This is a genomic window from Pseudarthrobacter defluvii (assembly GCF_030816725.1).
In the GTDB taxonomy this organism is placed as follows: domain Bacteria; phylum Actinomycetota; class Actinomycetes; order Actinomycetales; family Micrococcaceae; genus Arthrobacter; species Arthrobacter defluvii_A.
In genome coordinates, this window is the sequence record NZ_JAUSYG010000001.1 from 87,756 (window position 1) to 109,865 (window position 22,110).

At 67.4% G+C, this 22,110-nt stretch carries 20 protein-coding genes and 1 pseudogene; 10 read left to right on the forward strand and 11 right to left on the reverse strand.

The annotated features are described in order from the left end of the window. Nucleotides 1-100 precede the first annotated feature (100 nt). Nucleotides 101-1,372, forward strand: a complete 1,272-nt coding sequence (locus QF031_RS00330; RefSeq protein WP_307422546.1) for a wax ester/triacylglycerol synthase domain-containing protein — start codon at nt 101-103, stop codon at nt 1,370-1,372. Nucleotides 1,373-1,460: 88 nt separating this feature from the next. Here QF031_RS00330 and QF031_RS00335 read toward each other — a convergent pair whose 3' ends face one another. The 4 genes from QF031_RS00335 to QF031_RS00350 form a co-directional block, all read right to left on the reverse strand. Continuing rightward, nucleotides 1,461-3,038 (reverse strand): APC family permease, encoded by a 1,578-nt coding sequence (locus tag QF031_RS00335; protein WP_307422549.1) that lies wholly within the window; start codon nt 3,036-3,038, stop codon nt 1,461-1,463. Between the two features lie 149 nt (nt 3,039-3,187). Beyond that, on the reverse strand, nt 3,188-4,828 hold the full coding sequence (locus tag QF031_RS00340; RefSeq protein ID WP_307422552.1) for a GMC family oxidoreductase: 1,641 nt from the start codon (nt 4,826-4,828) through the stop codon (nt 3,188-3,190). Beyond that, the gene (locus QF031_RS00345; RefSeq protein ID WP_307422555.1) at nt 4,829-6,367 is read right to left on the reverse strand and encodes an aldehyde dehydrogenase family protein; all 1,539 of its coding nucleotides are present in this window, start codon (nt 6,365-6,367) and stop codon (nt 4,829-4,831) included. It abuts the gene before it with no gap. A gap of 132 nt (nt 6,368-6,499) precedes the next feature. Beyond that, a complete protein-coding gene (locus QF031_RS00350; protein ID WP_307422558.1) occupies nt 6,500-7,096 on the reverse strand; it encodes a TetR/AcrR family transcriptional regulator in 597 nt (198 codons plus the stop codon). Nucleotides 7,097-7,248: 152 nt separating this feature from the next. Here QF031_RS00350 and QF031_RS00355 point away from each other — a divergent pair, with 152 nt between their 5' ends. Beyond that, nucleotides 7,249-7,437, forward strand: coding sequence for a hypothetical protein (locus tag QF031_RS00355; protein WP_307422559.1), 189 nt, complete (start codon nt 7,249-7,251; stop codon nt 7,435-7,437). 60 nt (nt 7,438-7,497) lie between these two features. On the opposite strand, the gene QF031_RS00360 is transcribed toward QF031_RS00355, so the two are convergent. Beyond that, a complete protein-coding gene (locus tag QF031_RS00360; protein WP_307422563.1) occupies nt 7,498-8,781 on the reverse strand; it encodes a benzoate/H(+) symporter BenE family transporter in 1,284 nt (427 codons plus the stop codon). A gap of 93 nt (nt 8,782-8,874) precedes the next feature. Beyond that, nucleotides 8,875-9,756, reverse strand: a complete 882-nt coding sequence (catA, locus tag QF031_RS00365) for a catechol 1,2-dioxygenase (protein ID WP_307422566.1) — start codon at nt 9,754-9,756, stop codon at nt 8,875-8,877. Here catA and QF031_RS00370 point away from each other — a divergent pair. From QF031_RS00370 to QF031_RS00395, 6 genes are all read left to right on the forward strand, one after another. After that, entirely contained in the window at nt 9,755-10,594 is an 840-nt protein-coding gene (locus QF031_RS00370) for an SRPBCC family protein (RefSeq protein ID WP_307422568.1), read from the forward strand. The two genes, catA and QF031_RS00370, sit on opposite strands and share 2 nt — an antisense overlap. Nucleotides 10,595-10,629: 35 nt before the next feature. Beyond that, on the forward strand, nt 10,630-11,166 hold the full coding sequence (gene benB / locus QF031_RS00375; protein ID WP_307422570.1) for a benzoate 1,2-dioxygenase small subunit: 537 nt from the start codon (nt 10,630-10,632) through the stop codon (nt 11,164-11,166). Nucleotides 11,167-11,290: 124 nt separating this feature from the next. After that, on the forward strand, nt 11,291-12,862 hold the full coding sequence (gene benC / locus QF031_RS00380; protein ID WP_307422572.1) for a benzoate 1,2-dioxygenase electron transfer component BenC: 1,572 nt from the start codon (nt 11,291-11,293) through the stop codon (nt 12,860-12,862). Next, nucleotides 12,862-13,689, forward strand: a complete 828-nt coding sequence (locus tag QF031_RS00385; protein WP_307422574.1) for a 1,6-dihydroxycyclohexa-2,4-diene-1-carboxylate dehydrogenase — start codon at nt 12,862-12,864, stop codon at nt 13,687-13,689. Before benC ends, QF031_RS00385 begins: the two co-directional genes overlap by 1 nt. A 60-nt stretch (nt 13,690-13,749) precedes the next feature. Continuing rightward, nucleotides 13,750-16,272 carry an AAA family ATPase gene (locus QF031_RS00390; protein ID WP_307422576.1) on the forward strand — a complete coding sequence of 841 codons (2,523 nt, stop codon included), beginning with the start codon at nt 13,750-13,752 and terminating at the stop codon, nt 16,270-16,272. Then, entirely contained in the window at nt 16,244-16,579 is a 336-nt protein-coding gene (locus QF031_RS00395) for a helix-turn-helix domain-containing protein (protein WP_307422577.1), read from the forward strand. The genes QF031_RS00390 and QF031_RS00395 overlap by 29 nt, the downstream gene beginning before the upstream one ends. A 28-nt stretch (nt 16,580-16,607) precedes the next feature. Here the strand turns inward: QF031_RS00395 and catC are convergent, their stop codons facing one another. From catC to QF031_RS00415, 4 genes are all read right to left on the reverse strand, one after another. Beyond that, nucleotides 16,608-16,886 (reverse strand): muconolactone Delta-isomerase, encoded by a 279-nt coding sequence (catC, locus tag QF031_RS00400; protein ID WP_307422580.1) that lies wholly within the window; start codon nt 16,884-16,886, stop codon nt 16,608-16,610. A 29-nt stretch (nt 16,887-16,915) separates the two neighbouring features. After that, a complete protein-coding gene (locus tag QF031_RS00405) occupies nt 16,916-18,016 on the reverse strand; it encodes a mandelate racemase/muconate lactonizing enzyme family protein (RefSeq protein WP_307422584.1) in 1,101 nt (366 codons plus the stop codon). Beyond that, a complete protein-coding gene (locus QF031_RS00410; protein WP_307422586.1) occupies nt 18,013-18,927 on the reverse strand; it encodes a LysR substrate-binding domain-containing protein in 915 nt (304 codons plus the stop codon). Before QF031_RS00410 ends, QF031_RS00405 begins: the two co-directional genes overlap by 4 nt. 75 nt (nt 18,928-19,002) lie before the next feature. Continuing rightward, nucleotides 19,003-20,376: an MFS transporter gene (locus QF031_RS00415; protein WP_307422589.1), complete on the reverse strand. Its 1,374-nt coding sequence runs from the start codon at nt 20,374-20,376 to the stop codon at nt 19,003-19,005. Between the two features lie 330 nt (nt 20,377-20,706). On the opposite strand from QF031_RS00415, the gene QF031_RS00420 reads away from it, so the two are divergent. Both QF031_RS00420 and QF031_RS00425 read left to right on the forward strand, forming a co-directional pair. Continuing rightward, entirely contained in the window at nt 20,707-21,279 is a 573-nt protein-coding gene (locus QF031_RS00420) for a maleylpyruvate isomerase family mycothiol-dependent enzyme (RefSeq protein ID WP_307433027.1), read from the forward strand. Continuing rightward, a complete protein-coding gene (locus QF031_RS00425; RefSeq protein ID WP_307433576.1) occupies nt 21,251-21,406 on the forward strand; it encodes a hypothetical protein in 156 nt (51 codons plus the stop codon). Before QF031_RS00420 ends, QF031_RS00425 begins: the two co-directional genes overlap by 29 nt. A gap of 65 nt (nt 21,407-21,471) precedes the next feature. Here QF031_RS00425 and QF031_RS00430 read toward each other — a convergent pair. Continuing rightward, a pseudogene (locus QF031_RS00430) lies at nt 21,472-22,108 on the reverse strand (transporter substrate-binding domain-containing protein); the annotation flags it as partial. Nucleotides 22,109-22,110: the final 2 nt, after the last annotated feature.

Genomic DNA, 22,110 nt, shown 5'->3' on the forward strand with positions numbered 1-22,110 from the left:
GGGCGTTGCCCGCCCGGAGCAGGAGGCCCTCCCCTTGTATGACGCCAAGTCTCCATTTGAACCACTGACAGTCCCGCTGTTTCACCGCTACTCTCGAGACATGCGCCCAGCGACACAACGGCTGGCCCCTGCCGATGAGGCGAACCTGGTGCTCGACCACGCCGGCCAGGTCAACGTGTTCCTCGTCGCTGCGCTGCTCGCACCCGGCGGCTTCCTGGCACCGGACGGCACCGCGGACATCGCAGCGCTGAGGGCGGTCCTCCGTGAACGGATTGCGGAGTTGCCGGCACTCCGTAAAAGCGCCGTCCAGGCAGGCCGTCGACACCACTGGATTGAAGCCATTCCCGACCTTGAGCACCACATCCGCGCCGTAGAGCCCGTGGATGGCCTCACAGGACTCGGGGACAGGTGCGCCGAACTTATGGGGCAGCCGCTGGCAGGGGAGGGTCCCTTGTGGGAAATCCTGGTGGTACCGGGCGCCACCGCGGGAGGACTCGGCGTCGTGCTGCGTATCCATCACGCGGTGGCCGACGGGATGACGGCAGCCATCATCGTACAGCGGCTTTTTGACCCCGGTGAACCGGGGGAGAGCCCATTGAACCAGCCGCCTGTGCGCCGGCCGGCGGAGACTCCGCGACGCCATCCTCGGAACGATCCGCGCAGCACACTTCGTCGACTTGGGACGGGGCTTAACCGCATCCGCAAAACTTTATGGGGCCAGGGCGTGGGCCGCACGGTGCTGCTCGGTGAGCGCAGCGCCCACCATGGCGTCGCTTTTGAGATCGAAGCCCTTGAGACGGCGGTGCGCCCGCGGGGTGCCACCGTCAACGATGCACTGCTGGCTGCGTCCGCGGCTGGGTTCCGGGCAGCTTTGTTGGCGGCTGGTGAACCGGTTCCGGCTTGGTTGCCGGTCTCGGAACCGGTGGCTTTGAGGCGCCGCGGCACTGCGGGCAACCAGGTGGGAGTCATGCTGGTGCGGCTGCCACTCGGCGAGCCGGACCCAGATGAGCGCTTGCGGCTCATCGCAGCCCAGACGCGTGACGAGAAGCTCCGGGCGAGGGACCAGGGCACCCTGGAGTTCATGCGCGGCCCGATTGGCGCGCGCGTCATGGACCACCTCGCCAGAAGGCAACATCTGGTGGGCGGGTTCGTCACCAATGTGCCGGGTCCGAAAGGAGCTTTTCTCCTCGCGGGGGCTCCGGTCACCGCGCTCTGGCCGGTTGCGGTGCTTGCCGGCAACGTGCGGCTCGGCGTCGCTGCGGTCTCCTACGCCGGCAACCTGTGTTGCGGCATCCACTTCGATGCCTCGAATGTCCCAGGCGATGTGTTTGCGCGGGCCATGGGGGAGGAGCTGGCACGCCTGGGCAGGTGAGCGTTGTGCTTGGAACAGTGTCTTCAGACGCAAAGGGGCCGACGGCGGCACTCGGGTGAGTGCCGCCGTCGGCCCCTTACGGAAGGTGTTACGCGGATTCTGTTGCCAGGGCCCCGTCCGTGACCAGGGCATCCTCCGTCGTCACGTGCCGTTCGGCACGTGACGACGGGTGGGCGGCCACTGCCGCGGCGTGCTCGGCCAGCACCCCGGTCTGATGGCGGATCTTCAGGCGGTAGAGCATGGCCCCGCCAATCACCACGGCGGCCACGAAGAACACCCCGCCCCACTGCAGGTACCACTCGAACGGCGGCACCGAGTTGTAGATTTCCGGACGGGGCCAGACCAGGTTCACGGTCATCGCCGCGCCCCACAGGACGGCGAGGATGTTCACGGGAAGCCCCCACTTGCCCATGCAGAATCCGGGCTCGGATCCGTCGTCCAGGATGGGCCACTTCCTGGCGAGCCGCTTGCGGAGCAGGGGGACCGTGACCAGGAGGTAGGACAGGTAGATCAGCACGATGCTGATGCTGGACAGGATGGTGAAGATGGCCGGCTGCATCACGTTGACCAGCAGCGGGATGACGGCGATGACGCCGATGACGATGGCCGCCACCGTGGGCGTCCGGCGGACCGGATCCACTTTGCTGAGCTGCCGGCTGAAGGGCAGGTTGTTGTCGCGGGCCATGGCGAACATCATCCGGATGGCGGCGGCGTGCACGGCCAGGGTGCAGACCACTACGGCCACCACGATGCAGGCCAGGAAGGCCTTGCCGAACGGGCCGCCCAGGACGGAGAGCACGATGTGCTGCAGACCGCCGTCGGGAGAACCCACTGCCGGGTCGGTGAGGTCCGGTGCGGCCAGGATCCCGAACAGCAGGATCAGCCCGCCCAGCACAAAGGACGCCGTGACGGCCCGCAGGATGGCCTTGGGTGCGGTGCGCTTGGGGTCCTTGGTCTCCTCGCCCAGCGAGCTGGCGGTGTCGAAGCCGTACATGACGTACCCGGAGGCCATGGCGCCGATCAGGAAGACACCGAAGAAGCCAAGGTCGGTGCCTTCGCCGAAGCCGTTCGTCTGGAAGAAGACCTCCGGCCCGCGCACCACGTGCCAGCCAAGGGCCAGGATCAGCAGCACGGCGGCGACCAGCTCCACGAAGACGCCGATGCTGTTGATCCTGGTCATCAGCTTCACGCCGAACGCGTTGATGAGGGTGGAGATGGTGATCATGATGGTGGCCAGCACCACGCCGTTCATGGCGAAGTCGTAGGGGCCGGTGCCGTCACCGACGAACTGGAAGCCCTCCCAGAGTTGGGGGAGGGTGATCTGCAGGGCCAGTGCCACCGAGCCCAGCGCCATGATGGAGGACAGCAGCAGCAGCCAGCCGGCCAGCCAGGACGAGGTCCCAGAGGACAGCCGCTTGGCCCAGTTGTAGACCGAGCCCGCAACGGGATAGCGGCCGGCCAGTTCGGCAAAACACAGGGCCACCATCAGCTGGCCGACGAACACGATGGGCCAGGACCAGGCATACGCCGGTCCGGCCATGGAAAAGCCGAAGTAGAACAGTTGGAAGACACCGGTGAGGATGGAGATGTAGCTGACACCTGCGGCGAAGCTGGCAAATTTGCCGATGCTCCGGTCGAGGGTCTGGGTGTAGCCAAATTCATCCATGCCGCTTGAATCAATACTCTTGCTGGGTTCCAATATGGACTCCTAGTTCAGAAAAGCACGATGGGACCGGCCGCCCTGGGGTGCGGCGAGATAACGTTCTGCGGGGGCCGCCATTGTTGGGGAATGCGGCCCCCTTGATGACCCGCCGCTCAGGCGAGGGACGTGGTGAGCTCCTTCTCTTCCAGGGCGTCGGCGCCGGCATAGTCCGCCTTGATGAGATCGGCACAGTGCTCGCCGATCATCATGACGGTGATGTTGGGGTTGACTGTGACGTGTTCGGGCATGACGGACGCATCGGCGACGCGGAGGCCGGTGACGCCCTTGACCCGCAGCTGGGGGTCCAGGGGCGACATGTCGTCGTCGGCCGGGCCCAGGCGGACGGTGCCCACCGGGTGGTAGACGGTGTTGTGTGTCTTGCGGATGTAGTCCTGCAGTTCCTCGTCGGTCTGCGCCCCGATCCCGGGCGTGAGCTCCCGGCCGGTCCATTCGGCCATGGCGGGCTGGGCGGCGATTTCGCGGGCCTTGCGGATGCCGGCCACCATGACGCGCATGTCGTGTCCGTCCGGGTCGGTGAAGTAGCGGGGGTCCACCATCGGCTTGTCGCGGAAATCGCGGCTGCGCAGCTTCACCGTCCCGCGGGACCGGGCGTGGGTGACGTTGGGGGTGAGGCTGAAGCCGTTCTCCGTGGTGGGGTAGCCGTGGCGCAGCGTGTTCATGTCGAACGGCACGGAGCCGTAGTGCATCATCAGGTCGGGGCGGTCCAGGCCGTCCTCGGTGGGGGTGAAGATGCCGATTTCCCACCACTGGGTGGAGGTCTGCACCATGGGCTGCTTGGCCTCGAACTGCACCACGCCTTCCGGGTGGTCCTGCAGGTTCTCGCCCACTCCGGGGGAGTCCACCAGCACCTCGATGCCGTGCTGGGCCAGGTGCGCCGCCGGGCCGATGCCGGAGAGCATGAGCAGCTTGGGGGAGTCGATGGCGCCGGTAGACACGATGACTTCCCGGTGCGCGGTGAGCCGGTGGGTGCGGCCGAAGGCCCCGTCCACCACATCCACGCCGGTGCAGCGCTTGTCCGCGTCGATCACCAGCTGGCGGGCCCGCAGGCCGGTCAGCAGGGTGAAGTTGGGGCGGTCCACGATGGGGTGGATGTAGGACACGGAACTGGAGGAGCGGGTACCGTCTGTGCGGCGGTTGATCTGGAAGAAGTTGGCGCCGTTGACCACGGTGGTGCCGGTGTTGAACTTCGCGCGGGGGATGCCCGCCTGTTCACAGGCGTCCAAAAGGGCGACGCCGGCAGGATCCGCCGGGGGCACGTTCATCAGGTGCACGGGGCCGGAGTCCCCGTGGTGCGGAGCGTCAGGCCCGGCGTCCTGGTTGGTTTCCAGCCGCTTGTACAGCGGCCAGGCGGCATCGGCGTTCCAGCCGGTGGCGCCGTACTTGGACTCCCATTCGTCCAGGTCCTCGCGCGGGGCCCAGAAGGCGATGCAGGAGTTGTGGCTGGAGCAGCCGCCCATCACCTTGGCGCGGGCGTGGCGCATGAAGGAGTTGCCGTTCTCCTGCGGCTCGATGGGGTAGTCCCAGTCGTAGCCGGATTCGAGCAGCTCCATCCAGCGGTCCAGCTGCAGGATCTCGGGGATATTGCGGTCGTCCGGGCCCGCCTCGACGAGGGCCACGGTGACGTCCGGATCCTCGCTCAGCCGTGCTGCCACGGCTGCGCCGGCGGACCCGCCGCCGATGACGACGTAGTCGAACCCGCGTTCGGTCACGTCCTCGATGTTGTCGTAGTGCATCTAGTTCTCCTTGCCGTGGTCAGCAAACCAGCCGGTGACCTGGGGGCTGGTGTTCTGGTAGATGTGCTTGGCTTCCTGGTATTCGGCCAGGCCGGTGGGGCCCAGCTCGCGGCCGACGCCGGACTGGCCGAAGCCGCCCCACTCGGCCTGGGGGAGGTAAGGGTGGTAGTCGTTGATCCAGATGGTGCCGTGGCGCAGCCGGGACGCCACGCGCTGCGCCTTGCCCGCGTCCTGGGTCCAGACGGCGCCGGCCAGCCCGTAGATGGTGTCATTGGCGGTGGCCACGGCCTCGTCCTCGGTGCGGAAGGTTTCCACCGTCACCACCGGGCCGAACGCCTCGTCGGTGACCACGGACATACCGCGTTGCACCTGGTCCAGGATGGTCGGCTGGTAGTAGAACCCGGCGTCGTACATTTCTCCCTGCGGCGCCGAACCGCCGGTGCGCAGCCGCGCGCCCTCCTGGATGCCGCGCTGGACGTAGGCGTGGACCTTGTCACGGTGCGCGGCGGAGATCAGGGGCCCGGTTTCTGCGGTGTCATCAAAAGGCCCCCCGATCCGAATGCTTTCGGCCCTGCGGACCAGCTCGTCCACGAAGCGTTCGGCGATGGATTCCTCCACCAGCAGCCGGGCGCCGGCGGAGCAGACCTGCCCGGAGTGGACGAATGCGCCGTTCAGGGCGTTGTCGACGGCGGCGTCGAAGTCCGCGTCCGCGAACACCACGTTGGGGTTCTTGCCGCCGAGTTCCAGCGCCACCTTCTTGACGGTGGCGGCGGCGGCCGCGGCGATGCGCTTGCCGGTTTCCAGGCCGCCGGTGAAGGAGACGAGGTCGACGTCGGGATGTTCCGAGAGCGGGGCGCCCGCCTGTGCGCCGGCACCGGTGACGAGGTTTGCCACGCCGTCGGGCAGGCCGAGGTCCTGCAGCAGCTGCATGGCCAGGATGCTGGTGGAGGGCGTCAGTTCGGAGGGCTTGAGGACGAAGGTGCAGCCGGCGGCCAGGGCGGGGGCGATTTTCCAAGCCGCTTGGAGCAGGGGGTAGTTCCACGGTGTGATGAGGCCGCAGACGCCGACGGGTTCGTAGACGATCCTGCTGACGACGTCGGGATTTCCGGCGTCCACGACGCGGCCTGCCTGCTGCCCGGCGAGCCTGCCGAAGTACTCGAAGCAGGCGGCAATGTCGTCCATGTCGATGCGGCTTTCCGCGATCCGCTTGCCCGTATCAAGCGACTCGGCTCGGGCAAACTCTTCCCGGCGTTCGCGGAGGCCGGCGGCCACCTTGAGGAGAAACGCGCCGCGCTCCGGTGCCGGGACGCTCGACCAGACGCCGGAATCAAAGGCGGCGCGGGCGGCAGCGATGGCCCGTTCGGCGTCTTCCTTTTTGGCTTCGGACACCGTGGCCACCAGCTCGCCGTCCGCCGGGTTCCGGATCTCCCGCACCGCCCCGGAGGCCGCGGGCTCCCACCTGCCGTTGATGAACAGGGAGGATGCTGTCCTGGTTTCCGCGTTCTGGGCGACGTCCTGTGTTGCTGTGGCGTAAGTCATAGGAAGGACAGTAATGCAGCTTGAACAAGTGTTCAATAGTTTTCTTGAACACTTGTTCAACATTACTTTTGGGGCTAGCGTTGCCTTGCGGCGGGTACTTCAGCGGTATTCGGCGGCTGGGCGCCGGCGCTGTTACTGTCCCGGCCCGGGTGCGAAGGCGATGTCCTCCGTGCGCTGGATGCTCCGCTCGATGGAGGCCTTGTCCACTCCGAGCAGCGCCGTCAGCCACATGCCGTTCTGGATGACCACGATGTCGGACGCCCGCTCCCTGCACGCCTTCCAGGACAGTCCGGGCCTGGCGCTGGACACCAGCGCCGCGAGCCCGTCGATGTACCGGTCGAAGGCGGCGGCGTTGATCTGTGCGTAGTCCTCGTCCGCCTGGGCCAGGGCCCACAGGTGGAGGCGCAGGGACAGGTAGCGCGTGGTCAAAAGGTCAGCGCCGGCAACGCGCCGGAGCGCGCGGCGCAGCTGTTCATCGGGCGCCACGGACGGGTCCGGGGCGACGAGTAAAAGGTCATGCTCATCGACGCGGCGCAGGGCAGCGCGGATCAGGGTGGTCTTGTCGTCGTAGTAGTAGTTGACCAGGCCCAGCGCCACGCCGGCTTCCCGCGCCACGGCGCGCATGCTCACGCCCGAAATCCCGTGGCGGGACAGCAGGTCCATCGCCGCTTCGAGAATCCGGGTCTGCCTGTCCACTTGTTCGCCGGAATTCACGGCACTGGTCCCCATCTGGCCAGACTATTGCCTAACACTGCACGTGCATAACGCGGTACCGCCACGCCCTCCCCGCAATCCGACGGGGCCGCTGATGATGTTTGAAGCCTTCTTCCGCAGGGCACGGTGGTTGTACACCGGGATTGACCAGTACATCTTGGAGAACGATGGAAAGCGCAAGCCTTCTTGCCCTCTTATTCGCCGGCCCCATCCGCGCGGGCGAAAGCGCGCAGCCCAACGCCCCGCAAGTCATCACGAAGTCCGGGTGGGCATCGGTTGCCTGGCTGGCCTTCAGGAGCAGGACCGCGACTCTCCTGCACCGGCTGGCATGGGCGCTGGAACCGGACCTGAGCTGACGCAGAAGGATCCCTGCCGGGCACCAGGGCACCAGGGCACGCATAAACGCCCGGTCCGGCTCACGGCTGGGCGTGGTCCGCCCGCTCCAGCAGGCGGGACACTCCGTAGCCAATCACCAGGCCCCAGAACGCTGCGTGGATGTTGAAGAGGTTCATGCCGGAGATGGTCACCACGAACGTCACCAGCGAACCCAGGGTGAAGCTGGTGGCGAAGGCCGTGACGAAGGCCTGCTGAAGGGCCCGCAGCATCGCGATGCCGCCCAGTGCCAGGACGAACTCCTTGGGCGCGGCCAGCATCAGCCGGGTCAGCGTGGGGGCAAACGCTGCGAACACCAGGGCCAGCAGCCCGTACGCCACGGCCGCCGTGTACTGGCGCTCCCTCTTCCCGGACGAGGTCAACAGGGCGTTGGTGGGGCCCGTAACGCATGCCGAAACGGCCCCGAAACCGGCGTTCAGCACCGAAAACGCGCCGGAGGCAATGGCGAAGGCATTCACGGGCGGACGGTGGCCGGCGGCGCGGAGGACGGCGATGCCCTGGCCGTTCTGGACGAACAGCACGGTGAGGGCCAGCGGAACCACCAGCTCCAGCTGGGCAGCCCACGTGAATGCAGGGGCGGTGAAAACCGGGGTGGCCAGGAGCGGTCCGCCGGGCGGCAGCCTGAACTGCCCGCTGGCGGCCACGGCAATGCAGCCTGCCACCAGCGTGCCCAGGACCGGCGGCAGAAACCTGCCAAGGCTGGGAACTGCGGTGAGGACCAAGAACGCGGCCACCATCGGAGCAGCCACCGCCGGGTTGTCCTGGGTGGAGGCAACGATGTCTGTGCCGAACTTCAGGAATACCGCGGCCACCATGGCCATCACGAGCGGCATGGGCACCAGCGCCATGGCTTTGCGCACCACCCCGGTGGCGCCCAGGGCGAGGATCAGCACGCCGGAGGTGAAGAAGGCCCCGACGACTTCGGGGAAGGCCAGGTGCTGAAGGGACGGTCCCAGGAGCACCGTGCCGGGGATGGACCATGCGAAGCCCAGGGGCTGCCGGTAGATCAGCGACATCAGCAGCGTGGCCGCCCCGCCGGAAAACAAAATGCCAAAAACCCAGGACGACAGCTGGCCCTCGGTCAGGCCGCCGGCCGTTCCGACCGCCAGGGTGACGGCGATAGGCCCGGACGCCGCGAAAATGAGCCCGATGGCCCCGTTGGAGACATAGGACAAGCCCAGGTCGCGAAGAACCCGGCGCGGGCCTGCGGGCCGGACCCCCGGGCGTTCCAGCAGGGGTTTAGGCGCCGGGGCCGGCGGGGCTGACCCGACGGATGTGGCGGCCGGGTCGGGGCGGGGATGGCTCATCGGAACTCCTGGCTGGCGCGGAAAAACCGGAGGCGCTCCGAAGCATCAGCTCCGGAGCGCCTCCGTGCGGGGGGGTGTCTCCCAGTTTGCGTGCTACTTCTTCTGGCCCTGCTTTGCCAGGACGTAGTCATAAACTACTTCCTCGCCCTTCCCGTCGGTACGGGGGCGGGGGTCCAGCATCAGTTCAGGCTTCACGGCCGAGGCGATGTCGTCCGCGTTGTGGGGGTCGCCGGGGAAGTACAGCTGCTGCGTGACCGGTTCGTAGCCCGGTGCGGACACCTTGATGTGGATGTGCGCCGGACGCCAGGCGTGCCAGCCCGCGGCGCTGATCAGCTGCCCGCAGGCCCCGTCCGTGGGGATCTGGTAGGGCGCCGGACGCATCGTGTTGATTTCGAACCGGCCGTCGTCGGAGGCCTTGACGGTGGCACGGAAGAGCCACTCGGGCAGGCCCGGGGCGTATTGGGAGTAGAAGCCGGCGGCATCGGCGTGCCAGATCTCCACCTGGGCGCCCTGGATGGGGCTGCCGTTGGTGTCGGTGAACTGGCCGGTGAAGCGCAGCGGGGTGCCCTCTTCGTCGTCGCGCATTTCCACGGTGGCGGGCGTCTGGAGTTCCGGAGAGCCGGGAACGTAGTAGGGACCCTCGATGGTGCCCACGGTGCCGGGACGGTCCTGGGAGTTCACGTCCTCCACGGTGTGTTCAAGCCAGACGTCGAGGAACAGCGGCCATTCACCGTCCGTGCCCACCTTGATCAGCCATGCTTTGAGGGCGTTGTATTCCTCGTAGGTGACCTGGTGCTCGACGACGATGTCGTTGGCGGCCTTGATCAGTGCGCCGGCCAGCAGGCTCAGCCGTTCCTTGGATACATCCACGCGGGAGAGCTTTCCTGACGCGGCGAACCGTTCGGTTGCCTTGGAGCCTGCTTCGACGGCGGTGCCTTCGTTTTCCGTGCGGCTGTCCGTTGGGGTTTGGGTCATGACGATGTCCACCTTCTTCGTTGAATGGGACAGGAAGGGCTCCTGCTCCCCACGCTGCCTGCGGGGCGGCGGCAACTGGAAGGTCCAGGCCGAGAACGGGGCGGACGGCTACCACGTCACCGCCGTGCACTGGAACTACGCAGCCACCACGGCCCGCCGCAGCGCCGGAGACTCCGCCAACAAGACCAAGGCCATGGACGCCGGCAAATGGGGCAAGGTCAAGGGCGGGTTCTACTCCTACGACCACGGCCACCTGCTGCTGTGGCAGGAATGGACCAACCCCGAGGACCGCCCGCTCTGGGACCGCCGCGACGAGCTTGTAGCCAAGTACGGCGAGGAGATGGCCAACTTCATGATCAACATCTCCCGCAACCTCTGCCTGTACCCGAACGTCTACATCATGGACCAGTTCTCCTCGCAGATCCGCCACTTCCGGCCGATCTCCGCGGACCAGACCGAGGTGACCATCTACTGCATCGCCCCCAAGGGCGAGTCCCAGGAGAACCGCTCCAAGCGCATCCGCCAGTACGAGGACTTCTTCAACGCCACGGGCATGGCCACGCCGGACGACCTGGAGGAATTCCGCTCCTGCAACAAGACCTACTGGGCCACCAGCGCACCGTGGAACGACATGACCCGCGGCTCCACACACGAGATCGCCGGCCCGGATGAGCAGGCGCAGGCCCTGGGCATGACCAGGGTGATCGCCTCCGGCGTGCGCACCGAAGACGAGGGGCTCTACCCCATCCAGCACGGCTACTGGAAGGAAGTCATGGACCGGGCCCTGGCGGAGGAAGAGGAGTGTTCCGCCCTGGAATCCGTTCCCGTCATCGCCTGAGAGAGCCCGCCGGAACCAGAGAGAGCGCAGAACCCATGACCAACCTGACCCACACCGCCCCGGTCCTGAAGACCGCGGAGGAGATCGCAACCCTCGAAACCGTCCGGGCGTTCCTCTACCGGGAAGCCCGCCTGCTGGATGACCGCCAGTTCGATGAATGGCTGGAGTGCTACCACCCGGACTCCGAATTCTGGATGCCGGCCTGGGACGTGGACGACCAGCTGACGCAGGATCCCCAGAATGAGATCTCCCTGATCTACTACGACAACCGCGGCGGCATCGAGGACCGGGTGTTCCGGATCAAGACCGACAGGTCTTCGGCCACCTCCCTCCCGGAGCCGCGCACGGGCCACAACATCACGGACGTCGAGGTGTTGGCGAACGACGTCGGCAAGGTGGAGGTGCGCTTCAACTGGTTCACCCTCTACTTCCGCTACAACACGACGGACACCTACTTCGGCACCAGCTACTACACGCTGGACCTTTCCGGTCCGCAGCCGGTGATCCTGAAGAAGAGAGTGGTCCTGAAGAACGACTACATCCACCACGTGGTGGACGTCTACATGATCTGACCCGCCTGCAGCCGGCGCCCGGGACGTACGGGCGCCGCACGGCAGCTTCCACCACTGTGCCCGCCGGGCACGCCATAACTTTTTCCGGGCCGCGATGGCGCGCCCGGCCAGTCAGGAGGACCCCATGGGCCACAAAGTAGCCCTCAGCTTCGAAGATGGCGTTACCAAAGTCATCAAGGTCGGCGACTATGAGACCGTCATGGATGCCGCCTATAAGGCGCGCATCAACATTCCCTCGGACTGCCGGGACGGCGCCTGCGGCACCTGCAAGGCCTTCTGTGATTCCGGTTCCTTCGACCCGGGCGATTTCATCGACGATGCCATGACGGAGGAGGAACTCGAAAAGGGCTACCTGCTCACCTGCCAGGCAGTGCCGGAGTCCGACCTGGCCATCCAGATCCCGGCCACGTCCGAATCGGCGAAGACGGCAGCCGCGTCCTTCACCTCCACCATCAAGGAGCTCAACCGGCACACCGACACCACGGTGTCCTTCACCCTCGAGGTGGAGAACCGTGACGCGCTGGCCTTCCTCCCCGGGCAGTACGTCAACGTCAAGGTCCCCGGCACCGATGCCGAGCGCTCCTACTCCTTCAGCAGCGGCCCCGAGGTGGACGATGCGTCCTTCATGGTCCGCGTGACCCCGCAGGGCGCCATGTCCGAGTACCTGCGCGACCGCGCCGCAGTAGGCGACGCCATCGAATTCACCGGCCCCTACGGATCCTTCTTCCTGCGCGAACCGAAGCGGCCCCTGCTGCTCCTGGCCGGCGGCACCGGGCTGGCCCCACTGCTGTCCATCCTGGAAAAGCTCTCCGAAAACCCGCCGTCCACCCCGGTCCACCTCATTTACGGGCTCACCCGAGAGGCCGACATCGTGGGCCTTGACTGGCTCCGCGCCTACGAGGCGAAACTGCCCGGCTTCACCTGGGACTACATCGCCTCGGAGCCCGGCACCTCCGCCCCGCACACCGGCTACGTCACCCAGATCATCGAACCGAAGCACCTCAACGACGGCGACGTGGACATCTACCTCTGCGGGCCGCCCCCCATGGTCAACGCCGTCTCCAAGTGGCTGGATGCCGAAGGCATCAAGCCCGCCAACTTCTACTTCGAACGTTTCGCGCCGAAGGAGACCACCGGGGGCGACGCCGAAACCGGCGCCCCGGCACCGGCCGGGAAGATCCAGGCCGAAGGCGACACCATGAGCCGCGGCGAGGCCGTGTCCTCGCTGGAAACAGGGCGCCTCGACTTCCGGAAAGAGGACAGCTTCGCCCAGCTGGACGCCCGCATGGGCCTGGAGCTTGCGGTCAGCGAACTGCTGCTGGGAAGGCTCAGCGAACAGCAACTTCGCCAGTTCCGCCGGCTCGCGGAAGCCACCACCGGCTCGGTGCGGGGCGGGAACATCACGGACCCCGAGGAGTTCGCGCGCACCAACGAGGAATTCCACGAGTACCTCTTCATGGTCTGCGACAACCCGATGCTCCTCGAGTCCTACCGGCGCCTGGACGTCCACGCCCAGATGGCCGCGGCCTTCGAAGCCGGCACGCCGATCTTCGAGCGCGTCACGCAGGACCACCTTGACGTCGTCGACGCCTTTGAACGCGGGGACAAAGCCAGGCTGCGCGAAGTCATCATGGCCCACGCCCAGGATGCCAAGGGGACCATGGTCGGGGCCATCGACGCCAAGGTTGCCCACTGATGGCTGCGCCGTACGCCGGGCAATACGTGACCCCGGGCAGGTTCGGCGGCAAGGTCGCCGTCGTCACCGGTGCCGCCCAGGGAATCGGCCAGAAGGTGGCCGAGCGCATCGGCGCCGAAGGCGGTGCCGTGGTCCTGGTGGACCGCGCGGACCTGGTCCACGACGTTGCCCGCGGCATCGGGGAAGCCGCCAAGGTGTCGGGTTCGGGCGGGTCGGCCACGGCGGTCACCGCGGACCTGGAGACCTTCGCCGGCGCCACCCAGGCCATCAAGGCCGCGCTCGCGGCCCACGGACGGGTGGACGTCCTGGTCAACAACGTGGGCGGCACCATTTGGGCCCGCCCCTACCAGGAGTACGACGAGGAGAAGATCGAGAAGGAGATCCGCCGCTCGCTCTTTCCCACGCTGTGGACCTGCCGGGCAGTCCTGCCGGCCATGATGGAGCAGGGCTCCGGCACAATCGTGAACGTCTCCTCGGTGGCCACCCGCGGAATGCACCGGGTGCCCTACGCCGCGGCGAAAGGTGGCGTGAACGCCCTGACCCAGTCGCTGGCCATGGAGGTGGCCGGGCACGGCATCCGCGTGGTGGCCACCGCCCCGGGCGGCACGGAAGCCCCGCCGCGGAAGGTCAAGCGCGGGCCGGACGCCGAATCCGCCACCGAGAAGGACTGGTACCAGACCATCGTTGACCAGACGGTGGACTCCTCATTCATGAAGCGCTACGGCACCCTGGACGAGCAGGCGGCGCCCATCGTGTTCCTTGCCTCGGACGAGGCGTCCTACCTGACCGGCAGCATCCTCCCGGTGGCCGGCGGCGACCTGGGGTAGGGGCCGGTGCTGGACGCGCGGCACCAGGGGCGCCCGGGCCGCTCCGGTAGGATTGCGGCCATGACAGCGGGCTCCACCCAGGGCGAGATGGCGGAGGACTTCCCGCTGGCGGGCCGGGCCGCGGCGTTCGAGCAGCTGCTGGAAATCCTCCGAAGTGTCCGCAAAGGCAAGGTGGGAACTGTTGTCCTGTCCGGCCCCTCGGGCTCCGGCAAAACCGCGCTTCTGGAACTCTTCCTGGACCACTGCCGCACGGCCGCCCGCGGCGTCCGCGTGCTGTCCGCGATGGGGGACGACTGGGAGGCGCAGTTCGCCCTGGCAGGCTACTCCCAGCTCATGCGGACCCTGCCGCTCCGGACGGCGAAGGATTACGACGGCGGCCCGGCCCTGGCGCCGGGGCCCGTCGCCTCCCTGACCCCTGACCAGGTGGTCAACTACGCCTCCACGCTCAGCACCCATCTTGAAGGCCTGCAGACGCACGGCAGTGTGGTGGTCGCCGTCGACGACGTCCACAAGCTCGACGAGGAGAGCCTGCGCATCCTCACTTTCGTCATGCGCAGGCTGCACGACAAGCGGGTCCTGTTCCTGCTGACCCTCAACCCTGTTGACGCGCCCCGCGTCCCCGCCGGCGTGCTCGACTTCCTCACCGGCCATCAGGTGGCCCGTATTCCGCTGGAGCCCCTCTCGCCGCAGCAGGTCCAGGACCTGGCCCGGAGCCTGTTCGGCCTGGACCTCAGCGCGACGGCGGCCCATGGCCTGGTGACGCACACCGGCGGGATTGCCCAGTCCATCGTGGAGCTGCTCCGTGAGCTGCCCCCGGAAACGTGGCAGTCGTGGTTCCCTTCCCTGCCGCCCACCTCCCGGGTGCGCGCCAGGGTCCGCAGCGTCCTGGCCGCAGCGTCCCCCGCCCTGGCCGCCGCCGCGGAAGCCGCAGCGGTGCTCGGCCCCGGCGCGGGCCTGGCCGAGGTGGCCAGGGTGGGCGGCCTGGAATCCGTCATGCCGGCGCTCGACGAGGGGCACCGTGCGGGGCTGCTGGGGCTGTCCGTGGACCAGTCCCGCTCCGCCGTCGCCTTCCTCGAACCCGGCACCGCGGAAGCCGTCTACGAACAAATCGTCCCCAGCCGGCGCATTTCCCTGCACCGGAAGGCGGCCGAGGTTGTCCAGTCCGAGGGCGAACAGCTGGGCCACCGCTTTGCGGCCACCCCGGCCGCAGACGAAGCCCTGGCCACGGAACTGGAAGAGTTCGCGCGGCGGCAGGCGATGGTCGGCGCATGGCAGGATGCCTCCACCGCGCTGTTCTCCGCCTCGCGGCTGTCTCCTGATATCCGCGCCCGGAACCTTCGGCTCCTGAAAGCCGTCGACGCCCTGGTGGGCTCCGGCAACGTGGCCCAGGCGCAGGCATGGGCCGGGGCAGTGGATGCCCTGCCGCCGTCGCCCCTGCGCTCCTCGGTGCTGGGGTACCTGTCCACGGTGTCCGGCCAGAATGACAGCGCCCAAAGCCAACTGGAGATGGCCTGGCGCACCAGCAATCCGCAGCGTGAACCCGCCGCGGCAGCACAGGTGGCCCAGCGGTTCGTCCTCCACGGGGTGGCCTCCTGGGACGGTCCGATGATTACCGGCTGGGCCGAACGCGCCATGGCTCTCACGGAGGCCGGAACTCCGGCGCACATCGAGTCGGAGGCCATCTACGGACTGGGCCTCTATGCCCAGGGCCGGATAGCGGACGCCGAGGCCTCCTACCAGCGGGCCTCTGCCCAGGCGGCCGAGAATGCCCAGAAGCAGCGGGTGCAGATGGGTGCCGGCTGGCTGGCCCTGCGCCTGGACAACGCCGAGTCCGCGCTGGTGAATTTTGAGTCGGCCGCCCCTACCGATCCCCGGGGGATCGCTGCGGATCTCCCTGTGGGCCGAGGCCTGGCTGGCCCGCACCCACCTTGTGCTGGGCAACTGGGACGCGGCCGCCGCCACCATCTCCCGGGCAAGCGTCCGGCTGGAGACCTCGCGGATGCCGCTGATCCGGCCGCTGCTGTACTGGACGGCCGCCGAGCTGTGGTCCATGCGGGGCGACTGGGACCGGGCCCGCTACTACGTGTCACAGGCCGCGGTGCAGCCGGGAACCTACCGGGCCATGCAGGTCCCGGCCAGCCTGGCGCGTGCCCGCTTCCACGAGGCACGGGCGGATTACGAAAGTGCACTGGCTGCCCTGCAGCCGCTGGCGGAACTGGACCCCTGGACCGATCAACGGGTGTCCTTCTGGCCGTGGCAGGACACCTACGTCAACGCGCTGGTCATGACCGACAAGCTCGATGCCGCAGAGACGTTCCTCACCGCGTTCGAAGGAGTGCATCGCGAGCGGGAAGTGCCTTCGGACCTGGCCCGCGTGGCGTGGGCGCGGGGGCGGCTGCTGGCCGCGCAGGGGGACCCGGACACGGCCAGGGAGTACTTCGAGGCGGCGCTGGGGCACCTTCGCGGGCTCAACCGCCCCTATCTGCGGGCACGGATCAGTTTTGCGTTCGGGCAAAGCATGCGCCGGGCCGGAAAGCGCCGTCTGGCGTCATCGGTGCTGCGGGCGGCCCGGGACCTGTATGACACCCTCGGCGCGGCAACGTACGTGGAACGGTGCGACCGTGAGCTGAAGGCCACGGGCCTGGACGTGGGGAACCTGCCGGACCCGGCGGATCCGGTGCTTTCTTCGGTGGGCGGCCACCATCAACAGCTCACGGCCCAGGAACAGGCCGTGGCCGAGCTGGTGGCTGCCGGGGCAACCAACAAGGAGGCGGCCCGGGCCCTGTTCCTGGCCGAAAAGACGGTGCAGTACCACCTGACGCGGCTGTACCGGAAGATGGGAATCCGGTCACGCAGCGAACTGGCGGCCGCGTTTCGGGCCAAGGACTGACCCGCAACGCCGCAGCGCTAACCGGTAGCTACTTCACGTCCGAAGGGTGCTTGGCCAGCGGAACAACAGTGATGTCCATGTACGGGAACAGGGGAAGGTCCTGCAGGATGCCGTGCAGTTCGTCGTTCGAGTCGACGTCGAAGATGGAGTAGTTGGCGTATTCGCCCACCACGCGCCAGATCTCGGGCCACTTCCCTGAGCGCTGCAGTTCCTGGGAGTAGGCCTTCTCCGTGGCCTTGATTGCGGCGGCTTCTTCGGCAGGCATGCCGGCGGGCAGGTTTACGTCCATATGGACCAGGTACTTCATGGATGACCTCTCGGTGCTAGGGGTGGGTGTCAGTCTGTGCGGTAGTGGGCGAGCTTGTCGTCATCCACGTCAGTGCCCGCACCGGCACCTTCAGGAACGCGGATCCGGCCGCCGGTGATCGCCAGCGGCCGGGCCAGCAGGTCATCGGTCATGTCGAGGTAGTTGGACAGCTCCGCCGCGCGCTTGGCGGTGTGGGCGAAGGCTGCGCCGAACACCACCGAGGCCACCGTGCCCACCTGCGTGTCGATCTGGTTGCCGATGTAGACGTCGATGCCCATGCCCTCGGCCATGCCAACGATCTTGGCGGCTTCGGTGAAGCCGGACCGGGCGGTCTTGACGGACAGGAGGTTGGCCCCGCCAGTGAGGATTTCGCGGGCAGCCTCGCCCAGGTTGGCGGCGGACTCGTCCGCGGCAATGGGGATGGGGGAGTTGGTGACCAGGCGGCGGCGGCCCAGGACTTCGCGGGCATCGTCCGGCTCCTCCAGGAACTGCAGGCCGAGGTCGGCGGTGCGGCGCAGTACCTCGGCGGCCTCGTTGGCTGTCCAGCCGCGGTTGGCGTCCATGTACAGCTCGGCGTCCTCGCCCAGGCCTTCCCGCAGCACCCTGGCGGCCTCGATGTCCAGGTTCAGCGGACGGCGGCCTGTCTTCAGCTTGAAAGTGTTGATGCCGTACGTTTCCCGGAACTCCAGGGCCAGTGCCAGGAGTTCCTCGGCGGGTTTGAAGCCAAGCATGTGGGAGACGCGCAGCGAGTCGGTGTAGCCGCCCAGCAGCTTGGTCACAGGCTGCCCCAGGGTCTTGCCGATGACGTCCCACACGGCGATGTCCACCGCGCCCTTGGCCGTCTGGTTGTGGATGGTCCGGGCCAGGACGGCCTGGATCTTTTCCCGGTCAAAGACATCAATGCCCACCAACTGCGGGGCGAAGACATCCTGCACCACCGCGACGATGGACTTCTGCGTCTCACCGTAGGTGTACGGGCGGGGAGGGGTGTCTGCGGTTCCCACCACGCCGTCATCGGTGTGGACACGGACCAGGACATGGTCGGCCTCGTGCACGGAGCCGGAGGCGAAATGGAGCGGGTGGCGGTACGGGATCGAGTAGGGGATCGCCTCGATGGCTGCGATCTTCATGATGGGAGGTGCCTTTCATCAGCGGGAGCGGAGGCGTCAGCGGTTGCCGTGGCCACAACGTCCAGGAAGTTTTGCAGGAGGGCGGACCGGTGGCCGCGCAGCCAGGCGACGGCGAGTTCCACCGGCGGAGCATTGTCGATCTCCCGGTAAGCGACGCCTTCGAGTTGGAAGGCACGCACGCTGGACGGCATGACGGCGATCCCACCGCCCGCGGCCACGAACGCCAGCATTGTGGAGGTCTCACCAACCACTTGCGTGATCCGCGGCTGGAAGCCTGCCTGGCGGCAGAGGTCCGAGGTAATGCGGTTCAGCACGGACTCCGGAGCGTAGGCGATGAAGTCCTGGTCCTGCAGTTCGTGCATGGCCACGGGCCGGTCCACCGCCAGGGCGCTGAAGGAGGGAAGCGCGACGACGAGTGGCTCCTGGGTGACGACGCGGTAGTCGATCTCCTCGGACGCAACGGGGGGACGCAGCAGCGCCGCGTCCAGGGTCCCGTTCCGCAGCCCCGCTTCCATGGACGGCGTCAGCATCTCGCCGTTCAGCGCCAGCGACAGGCCGGGAAGGACCTGCTTGGTGAGCCGCGCGATCCGGGGCATGACGCCGTAGGTTGCCGAGCCGGAGAACCCCACCCGGAGGACGCCGGTGGCGCCCTTGCCCACCTGGTAGACATCCGCCCGGAGCGTCTCGACGTCGTTGACGATCTGGCGGCCGCGGTCCAGCAGGAGCTGGCCCGCCGCCGTCAGGTCCACCCGCCGGGTGGTGCGGTTGAGGAGCTGGACGCCCAGCTGGTCTTCCAGCTGGCGGATCTGCTGGGACAGGGGCGGCTGGGCCATGTGCAGGCGCTTGGCCGCCCTGCCGAAGTGCCGTTCCTCCGCGACCGCGATGAAGTAGTTCAGCTGGCGGATTTCCATCCGGTGCCACCTTTCTAACGGGTCGGGGGAGGCGCGACGCTGCCTCATTGATTCATAGAGTAACCATAAAGAGCCTTACTTAGATACTTTTTCGACGTAATCTTGCTTCTCTTCAACTACGGGCAAAGCTTCCTCCACCTTGTGCTGGCGCGGTACCAGGACGGTGACGGCGCCGCCGAGCAGGGCCACCGCCCCGTAAATGTAGAAGGCTGTTGCCCCGCCGATCCCCGCCGCTGCCAGCCAGCCGCCGATGATCGGTCCCAGGACCCCGCCCAGCCGGCCCACGCTGGCGCACCAGGCGACGCCGGCGGCCCGGGCATTGGTGGTGAAGTAGTTGGACTGAAAACCGTAGACCAGCACCTGGGTGCCCAGGGTTCCCACCCCTGCGGTGGCGATGAAGGTGAAGAGCAGCGGCAGGGGAAAGCTGAACGTCATCAGTCCCAGGGAAATGGTGGCGAGGGCAAACGTGGCAGCGATAACCCGCTGCGGTCCGTTCCGGTCGGCCATCCGGGAAGCGACCAGTCCGCCCACCACGGCACCGAGGTTCAGGGCCAGCGGGAAGAACAGGGCATAGGTCCGGCCGTAGCCGTAGCCCTCCATGATCTTTGGAAGCCAGGTGTTGAGCCCGTACGTCAGCAGGAGCCCGCAGAAGGACATCAGGCCCAGCAGGATGGATGCCACGGCGAACTGGCGGGAAAAGACGGCGGCGAACCCGGATTTCCGCGGGACGGCGCCGGCCTCCCGGATCACCTGCTCTTCGGCGAGCGGCACCCCGGTGCGCCATGCAGCGGCCAGCGCTTCCTCTTCCCGGCCCCGGGCCAGCAGCCACCGCGGGGATTCCGGAAGCTTCCGCCAGGCAATGGGCAGGATGACCAGGAGGGGCAGGGATCCAATGATGAAGAGACCGCGCCAGCCGATGCTGTCCAGGAACGCGATGCCCAGGACGGATGCCAGCACGCCGCCCGCGGGGACCCCGGAGTAGACGATCGCGTTGTAGAACTGCCGCCGTCCCGCGGGTGCGAACTCGGCCATCGTGGCGCCGGCGCTGGCGATGACGACGCCCAGGCCCAGCCCGGTGGCAAACCGGAGGGCACCGAAGGCGGTGACATCCGTGGCCAGGGCGGTAGCGAACATGCCCAGGGAGAACCACGCGATGCCCGCGAGCATCAGCCGGCGGCGGCCGAAGAAGTCACCGACCGCCCCGCATGCCAGCGACCCCACCAGCACCCCGATCAGGGCCCAGGATCCCAGGAGCCCGGCGGTGGCCGCATCAAAATGACCGATTTGGCCCGCGTCTGCGAGCAGTCCCGGAAGGACAGTGCCGTAGACCACCAGGTCGTAGCCATCAAACAGGAGGGCGGCGCAGATGACGAAAGCCACCCAGTTGGCTGTCCGGGTCTCCTTTCCCGGGTTTCCGGAGATCGTGGATGGGGGGTGCGGCAGCGTCATGGCGCATGTCCTTTCAGGGGGGCGGGTGGGGAGGCGTCGCGGGATTCGGATGGATCCGCGCCGGGGCCTCGGCAACCCAGCCTGACAGGCAATGTGACGCACGGCATATGAGGGGAATACCCGGTTTCCCGCCGGGGGTGCATTGTGCCGTTTCCGCATATCAAAGGGGTAGTTTTTGTGATGGATCCCGCGGGAACAGGCCAAACGCACCCGGCGGCAGCGGCTTTCTGGCGGTGGTGGGAGGACCAGTCTTAGTCCATACGCGGCCGGTATGAACCAGGCGGCCCGTAACCATGGCCGGGGGCCTGGCGCCGCGGTTAGGCTGGCGGAATGAACAATCCAGCACGGCTGCACTCAGACCTGTCCCGCCTGGGCCGGGAGACGGACATGTTCCTTGCCACGGTCTCCTCCTTGTCCGATGAAGAACTGGCTGCTCCTTCGCTGTGTGAAGGCTGGACCCGTGCCGAAGTTATTGCGCACGTCGCATCCAGCGGACGCGCCCTGGTCGGGCTGATCGACTGGGCCACGTCCGGGGAGGAACGCCAGCTGTACGCGTCCCCTGAAGCGCGCGCGGAGGCTATCGCAGCCCTTGCTGCCATGCCGCGGGAGGAGCTCCTGGCTGAAGTGCGGGACTCGGCCACCGCTTTCGCCGGTGAAGCCCAGCGGTTGACCGGAGAGCTTGCGGTACCGGAAGTAAAGGTGGGCGGCCGGGAGCTGCCGGCCACGTCCATTGTGGCGCTGCGGATTGCCGAGGTGGTGGTGCACCACCATGACCTGGAAACCGCCTGGACCATCGAGGAAGCCGACCCCGATTCGCTGCTGAACGCCATCGAGGCCGTGGTACGGGCCATGCGCGCCAAGGGGGCGCCGGGGGATGACGCTGGTAACCGAGGAACGGGATGAATGGGTCATCGGTGACGGCGCCCTGCGGGTTGAGTCGGACCGGGAGGGCCTCCTGAAATGGTTGGCACGCGGCGCCGCCGATGATGTTGAGGCGGCAGGCCCGGTGCCCGCGCTGCCGGCCTGGTAAAGCCATAGAAAGACCCCGCCGGGCACCAGCGGATTGCTGACACACCCGGCGGGGATTCCTTCGTCGGCGACCGCCGGCCCGTTGCCCTTCTTCGTGGTGAAGGCGAGATCGACCTTCAGCGGCCAGCCGCCCTCCAGCGTGCCCAACCGCTTTGGCCAGGCTCGAGGCTGAATCGTCGTCGTAATACTGGAACTGGATGGAAGCCAGGCCGTTCTTCCTGTTCTCCTCGTCCCAGCGCACCAGGATGGCTTCCTGGTTGGTGCCGGAGCCCACGACGATCCTCTTGCCGGCCACGTACTTGGCTTCCTTGATCTCGCCGCTGCCGGAATAACTCTTGGCGTAGAAGCCCAGGAGGTCGTTGCGGTAGGTGGCGAAGTCGAATTTTTCCTTGCGCGCCTCGGTGACGGTGACGTTGGAGAGCACGGCCTCGTACTTGGACGATTCGATGCCCAGCGGCCAGTCCGCCCACGCCACCGGCAGGACCTCGACCTCGAGGCCCAACGCGCCGCCCACTGCATAGGCGATGTCCACCTCGCTGCCGATCAGGGTCTTGTTGTCCGTCGCGAACAGGCTGAGCGGTGCCGCGCCTCCGGTGGTCACCACGGTGAGCTTGCCGTCGGCATTGACGGCCTCCGGGACGAGCGCCGCCGCCGCGGGGTCTGCATAGCAGTTAACCGGACGACCGGGGCGGTCAAATTTGGGGG